The sequence below is a fragment of the Micromonospora rosaria genome (assembly GCF_001567585.1).
Lineage (GTDB): Bacteria > Actinomycetota > Actinomycetes > Mycobacteriales > Micromonosporaceae > Micromonospora > Micromonospora rosaria.
Map to the genome: position 1 here is coordinate 1 of NZ_LRQV01000242.1, position 4,763 is coordinate 4,763.

At 77.7% G+C, this 4,763-nt stretch carries 4 protein-coding genes and 1 pseudogene; 4 read left to right on the forward strand and 1 reads right to left on the reverse strand.

Features of this window, described 5'->3' with window-relative positions; genetic code table 11:
* The 4 genes and pseudogenes from AWW66_RS35815 to AWW66_RS31340 form a co-directional block, all read left to right on the forward strand.
* A pseudogene (locus tag AWW66_RS35815) lies at positions 1-278 on the forward strand (aminotransferase class I/II-fold pyridoxal phosphate-dependent enzyme); the annotation flags it as partial.
* Between the two features lie 182 nt (positions 279-460).
* Positions 461-1,165, forward strand: a complete 705-nt coding sequence (gene bioD / locus AWW66_RS31330) for a dethiobiotin synthase (protein ID WP_067374224.1) — start codon at positions 461-463, stop codon at positions 1,163-1,165.
* 289 nt (positions 1,166-1,454) lie between these two features.
* Positions 1,455-3,134: a sensor histidine kinase gene (locus AWW66_RS31335; RefSeq protein ID WP_281179651.1), complete on the forward strand. Its 1,680-nt coding sequence runs from the start codon at positions 1,455-1,457 to the stop codon at positions 3,132-3,134.
* A 116-nt stretch (positions 3,135-3,250) separates the two neighbouring features.
* Complete coding sequence (locus AWW66_RS31340; RefSeq protein WP_281179652.1) at positions 3,251-3,901, forward strand: response regulator; 651 nt, start codon at positions 3,251-3,253, stop codon at positions 3,899-3,901.
* A 10-nt stretch (positions 3,902-3,911) separates the two neighbouring features.
* Here the strand turns inward: AWW66_RS31340 and AWW66_RS31345 are convergent.
* Positions 3,912-4,763, reverse strand: an 852-nt coding sequence (locus tag AWW66_RS31345) for an alpha/beta hydrolase family protein (protein ID WP_425413315.1), incomplete at its 5' end; no start/stop codon positions are given.

Here is a 4,763-nt window from a genome sequence, read left to right on the forward strand (position 1 = left end):
CTGAGCTGGCCGACCGGGCGGCGGCGACGGTCCGCCGGCTGCGCGCCGCCGGGCTGACGGTGCCGGTGCCCGACGCGGCCGTGGTGTCGGTGACCGCGCCGAGCCCGCAGGCCGCGACGGCGTGGGCGGCGGCCTGCGCCGACCGGGGGGTCGCGGTCGGCTGCTTCCGGCCCCCGTCCACCCCTGACAACCGGTCCCGGCTCCGGCTGACCATCGGCGCCGGGGTGCCCCGGGCGGACTTCGACCGGGCCCTGGACGTCATCGTGGCCTGCGCCCCGCCGGCGGCGGAGGCCCCTGCGACGGAGGGGGACACTCCGACGGAAGCGGCCGACGCCCCGGCGGAGGCAGCCGCCCCGACGGAGGCAGCGGACGCCCTGGTCGAGCCGACGGACGACCCGGTGGGGCGGGCGTCGCGCGGGCGGGCGGGGGTGACGCCGTGAGCGGCGCGTGGCACGGGCCGGTGCTGGTGACCGGCACCGACACCGACGTGGGCAAGACGGTGGTGACCGCCGCGATCACCGCCGCCGCGCAGGCCGCCGGGCTCCGGGTCGCGGTGGTCAAACCCGGTCAGACGGGTACGGCAGCCGGGACCCCCGGCGACCTCGACGTGGTGACCCGGCTGGCCGCCCCGCTGACCGGGCGGACCCTGGCCAGTTTCCCCGACCCGCTGGCCCCGCTGGCCGCCGCCCGGGTCGCCGAACTGGAGCCGCTGGAGCTGTACACCGCCGTCGACGCGATCCGCGAGGAGCTCGACAAGCACGACCTGGTGCTGATCGAGGGGGCCGGCGGGCTGCTCGTACCGATGGGGCTGCGCCCCTCCGGCGAGCCGTGGACGGTGGCCGACCTGGCGGTGTCGCTGGACGCCCCGGCGGTGGTGGTGGCGCGGGCCGGGCTCGGCACGCTCAACCACACCGCGCTGACCCTGGAGGCGCTGCGCCGACGGGCGGTACCGGCCGGCGTGGTGATCGGCGCCTGGCCGGCCGAGCCGGAGCTGGTGCACTGGGCGAACCTCAGCGACCTGGTGCCGGACCTGCTCGGCGCGTTGCCGGCGGGCGCGGGCGAGATGGACCCGGGCGTGTTCCGCCGCTCCGCGCCGGGCTGGCTGACCCCGGTGCTCTACGGCGTCCTCGACGACTGGCGGACCTGGGCCGAGGACGTGAGCTGACCGACCCCGCCGCCCGGCCGAGCCGCCACCACCGGTCGAGCCGTCACCACCTGCGGTGTCCTCGCCACCTGCGGTGTCCTGGGCAGGTGCGGTGTTCTCGGCAGGTGCGGTACCCCTGACTTTCGTGGGTGTCCGGCCGGGCCCGCCGTCGGTAGCCTCGACCGCCGTGCGCAGACGGTTCCGCGCCCGGGTGGCCGGGCGCCCCGACGGTCCCGCCCGCTCGACCAGGTGCCGTGACGCTCCCGCCCGGTGGGCCGGGCGGTGGGCGGACCGCGCCCGGGTGGGTCCGGTGGACCGCTCGCGGGTCGTCCGGGACGGGCTGCTCTGGCTGGTGCTCGTGGCGCCGCTGGTCTACGGCCACCTGCTCCCGCCGTACCGGTGGGCCGACCTGGTCGCGCTGGTCGGGGCCCTGAGCCTGGTCACGGCGGCCGTCCTGGTCGGCCGCCGGCTGCCGGTGGTCGCGGTGTGGCTGGTGCTGGTCGGCTCGTACCTCGACGGCAACGTCGTCTTCGCCATCCCGGTCCTCAGCTACCTGGCCGGGTGGCGCAGCCCGCGCGCCGCCCCGGCCGCCGCCGCGTTCGCCCTCGTCGCCGCCGGCGGAACGGTGCTCAACCTGGTGCTGCTCGGCACCGCGTTGGCGACCTGGTTCGTGCTGGCCTGCGTGCTGCTCTTCGCCGGGGTGTTCCCGTGGCTGGTCGGCCGGTACCGCCGGCAGCAGCACGCGCTGACCGTGGCCGGCTGGGAGCACGCCGAGGCGGTGGAACGGGAGCGGTCGGGTGCCGCCGAGCGGGTCCGACTGCGCGAGCGGGCCCGGATCGCCCAGGACATGCACGACACGTTGGGCCACGAGCTGAGCCTGATCGCGCTGCGCGCCGCCGCGCTGGAGATGGATCGGGACCTCGCGGCCCGGCACCGGGTCGCGGCGGGGGAGGTGCGGGCCAGTGTCGCGGCGGCCACCGAACGGCTGCACGAGATCATCGGCGTCCTGCGGGACGAGGCCACCCCGAGCGGTGCCGACCCCGGCGGGGAGAGCGTCGCCGACCTGGTCGCCCGGGCCCGCGACGCCGGCCTGCCGGTGACCACGCGGATCGGGCCGGACCTGTCGGTGCTGCCGGCGATGACCGCGCACGCCGTGCACCGGGTGGTCCGGGAGGCGCTGACCAACGCCGCCCGGTACGCCGCCGGCGCGCCGGTCACGGTGACCCTCGTCGGCCACGGTGACCGGGTCCGGGTCGACGTGGCGAACGCGCCGACCGGTACCCCTCCGGACGGGCAGTTCGGGAGCGTCGGCGGCGGGAGCACCGGGGGCGGTAGCGGCGGGAGCGGTGGTGGTGGCGGGGGCGGTGGCCGGTCCCTCGGCGGTACCGGTCTGGTCGCGGTGGGGGAGCGGGTCCGGCTGGTCGGGGGCACCTTCCACGCCGGACCGACCGCCGACGGGGGGTTCACCGTGTCCGCCCTCCTGCCGGCGACCCCGCTCCCGCCCGGCAGAACGCCCACCCCGCCCCGGAGCCCGACTGGGCCGGCCCGCCCCGCCCTGCCGGTCACGCCGGGGAGGCGGGTCGGGGCCGACGGGGCGGGGTCGCAGTTGCGGGCCGCCCGGCGGCGGGTCCGGCGGAGCCTGCTGCTCGCCCTCGGCGCGCCGGTGGGCTTCGCGTTGGTGCTGTCGCTGGTCTACTACCCGGTCGCCACCGCCGGCGCGGTGTTGTCGGAGGCGGCGTTCGACCGGATGCGGGTCGGCACGCCCCGCACCGACCTGGCCGGGCTGCCCCGCCGCGAGGTGGACCCGCCCCGGCCGGAACCCCGCACGCCGGAACCCGGAGCAGCACCACCCGGGGCAGCGCCACCCGGACCCTCGGACGGGCGGCGCTGCGCGTACTACACCGACGGCAACTTCCCTCTCGCCCAGCCGAGCTACCGGCTCTGCTTCGTCGACGGCCGACTGGCCAGCAAGGAACGGATCATCCTGTGACCAGTGGACAACCGGCCGACCCGGCGGCCGTCACCCCGGCCGCTGCTCCGGCGGCCATCGGCACGGCCGCTGCCGACCCGGCGGCCATCACCCCGGCCGCTGGCGGACCGGCCGCCGTGCGGGTGGTGCTCGCCGACGACGAGGCGATGATCCGAGCCGGGGTCCGGGCGATCCTCGCCACCGACCCGGGCATCGAGGTGGTCGCCGAGGCCGGCGACGGGCACGCGGCGGTGGAACTGGTGCGCGCCCACCGCCCGCACGTGGCCCTGCTGGACATCCGGATGCCCCGACTGGACGGGCTGGCCGCGGTCGCCGAGATCCGGCGGCTGGTGCCGCAGACCGCCGCCGTCATGCTCACCACCTTCGGCGAGGACGACCACGTGCTCCGGGCCCTCGGTCACGGGGCCAGCGGGTTCCTGCTCAAGTCCGGCGACCCCCGCGAGCTGATCGCCGGGGTCCGGGCGGTCGCCGGGGGCGGGGCGTACCTGTCGCCCCGGATCGCCCGCCGGGTGATCGAGTTCGGCGCGGACCGGATGGCCCGCCGCCCGGCGGCCCGGGACCGGACCGCCGGGCTGACCGAGCGGGAACGGGAGGTGCTGGCGCTGGTCGGCGCCGGGTTGTCCAACGCCGAGATCGCGCGTCGCCTGCACCTGGTGGAGGGCACCGTGAAGAGCTACCTCACCGGGATCTTCACCCGGCTGGAGGTCCGCAACCGGGTGCAGGCCGCGATCCTGGCCCACGAGGCGGGCCTGGTACCCGGGGACTGAGGCCCGCCGGTCACGACCGGTCGGGGTGCGGGGCCCCGGCGGTGACGGTGACCTCGGGGAAGCGGGGGCAGGCGGCGTCGAGCAGGGGCGCCGGCCGGTGCCGCAGGTGCCGGTCGACGAAGGCGGTCACGTACTCCCGGGTGATCAGCAACTGGCGTTCCGCCGGCACGGCCCCGGGATCCAGCCCGAGTTGGGCGCCGAGGACCGGGCGGTCGGTGAAGGACATGTGCCCGGTGCCGGCCACGGTCAGCCACCGCTTCCAGCCGGCCAGGCCGGGCCAGTCCCGTACCCAGCTGTGGTCCGGCTCCCGGTCCGCCCCGACCAGCAGGACCGGTCGGTCCACGGCGCCGGCCGGCACCGGGACGAAGAGCGTGCCGTCCAGGACCGCCGCCGCGTCGACCCGCCGGTCGGTCCGGAGGGTGTGCACGGCGCTGGCCCCGCCGATGGAGTGACCGACCATGGCGATCCGGGCGGGGTCCACGAACCGTGCGCCCGGCCAGGCGGACCGCTTCCCGAGCAGCCGGTCCAGCAGGTACGCCACGTCGGCCGCGCGTCCGGTGACCACCCGGGCGGCGGTGCCCTCCCCCCAGGCGTCGCAGGCGAGGCAGTCGGCGACCCGCCCGTCGGGGAACTCGATCCCGTACGCCTCGTACGGGTGGTCGACGCCGGCCACCACGTACCCCTGGCTGGCCAGCTCCTCGGCCAGCCCGGTGAGGGACTCCCGGCTCAGCGAGAAGCCCGGGGAGAGCACCACCAGCGGCCACCGGCCGGGCCGGACCGGGACGTCCCGGCGGGCGGTGGTGCGGACCGTGGTCAGCAGCTCCGGCGGCACCGGCAGCCCGGTGGCGGCGACGATCCGGGC